The following is a 1,354-nucleotide window of genomic DNA, read 5'->3' on the forward strand; positions in this document are numbered from 1 at the left end:
ACTTTAGCGGGAACACTCCAGGACAAGTCGTACTCATGAGAGAGGCCGCCGTCGAAAGCTCCATGTACGCTCCGGTCACCAATTCGCTGAGCATTGTCAGAACCACGGTGATGGAACTGACCAAGAAGAACCCCGATGGGAGCTTGACTGGCATTGGTCTTAACCTGATCCGCAACTTCGTGCCCAGAGACTGGCAGGACCAGGAAGTAGTCGACGACCAGCGAACTGTCGACCTGCCCGTCAGGCAGCGCGACAAGAAGATCGACTACCACGCACGTAGATCGCTACTCCCGTTCTCGCCCAAAAACTCCTCCCGCGTATAACCCCCTTCTCCATCAGCGCTCGCGACTTACCGCGGTCGCTGAACTCAACGAGAAACGACGAGACCAGGCCGCCCCTGGCCCTCTTCGGGGCCCCTCCTCACCAGGCTGTTGCGCACCGGAGGAGCGTCACGAGCTGCGTCACTGCGCATCGCGCTGCAATGCCCGGTAAAGCGTCGATCGACCCACTCCGAGATCCCGGGCGATCGCCGACGGCCCCTCCCCCGCCTCGACGCGTGCTCGCGCCCTTTCGATCTGCTCGTGGGTCAGGACGCGTTTGCGTCCCTTGTATTTGCCCTTCGCCTTGGCGATGGCAATACCCTCGGCCTGGCGTTCCCGGATGATGGCCCTCTCGAACTCGGCGAACGCACCGAGCAGCGACAGCATCAGATCCGCTCGAGGATCCTGGGCGCCTGCGGCGTAGGTGGCCCGCTCGTGGACGAACTCCACACTCGCGCCCTTGGCAGTGACCTCACCAACGATCTGCTTGAGATCGACCAGAGATCGGGCGAGTCGGTCCATCGACGCGACAACCAGCTCGTCACCGTCTCGCAGGTACCTGATGCACTCTTCGAGCTTCACCCGGTCCGCACGAGAGCGTGCGGACTGCTTCTCGACGTAGACCCGGTCGCACTCCCCCACCGCCTCGAGCTGACGCGCCTCATTCTGATCCGCCGCCGAAACCCGCACGTACGCCACCCGCTGCCCACGCGGACGCGAGGCCCGGCGAGCCGGCTTCGGCTTTGGCGTTACCTCGACGACGTTCTCTGAGTCCGTCGACTCCACCCGAAAGTTCCAGTCCAACTCGTCCCGGCGCCGGAACCGAGTTCGCTCCTTCCCGCGGCTGACGATGAGCACCTTCTCGCCACCATCACCCGAACGGTTCAGCAACGTCCCGATCCGATCAGCCATCGAAAAACCCTCTCGCCCGGAATCTGTATCAATAGATATTAGACCCGATGGGAAGGCGTTTCATAACTATCAAACATGGCCCTGTGACACAGTAGCGATATGTGACTCTCAACTTCGTTTGG

Annotated in this window: 1 protein-coding gene and 1 pseudogene; one reads left to right on the forward strand and one right to left on the reverse strand. The window is 61.8% G+C overall.

Annotation, left to right across the window (positions count from 1 at the left end; all coding sequences use genetic code 11):
- Window positions 1–323 (forward strand): annotated as a pseudogene (locus G6026_RS04395) (hypothetical protein); the annotation flags it as partial.
- 138 nt (window positions 324–461) lie between these two features.
- Here G6026_RS04395 and G6026_RS04400 read toward each other — a convergent pair.
- Window positions 462–1,232, reverse strand: a complete 771-nt coding sequence (locus G6026_RS04400) for a recombinase family protein (protein WP_182612363.1) — start codon at window positions 1,230–1,232, stop codon at window positions 462–464.
- Between the last annotated feature and the right edge of the window lie 122 nt (window positions 1,233–1,354).

The sequence above is a fragment of the Dietzia sp. DQ11-38-2 genome, assembly GCF_014145055.1.
Classification (GTDB): Bacteria; Actinomycetota; Actinomycetes; order Mycobacteriales; family Mycobacteriaceae; genus Dietzia.

What these genes read in the sequence shown, in the direction of transcription:
- G6026_RS04400 (WP_182612363.1), bottom strand. Translation starts at nt 1,232, where the DNA reads ATGGCTGATCGGATCGGGACGTTGCTGAACCGTTCGGGTGATGGTGGC.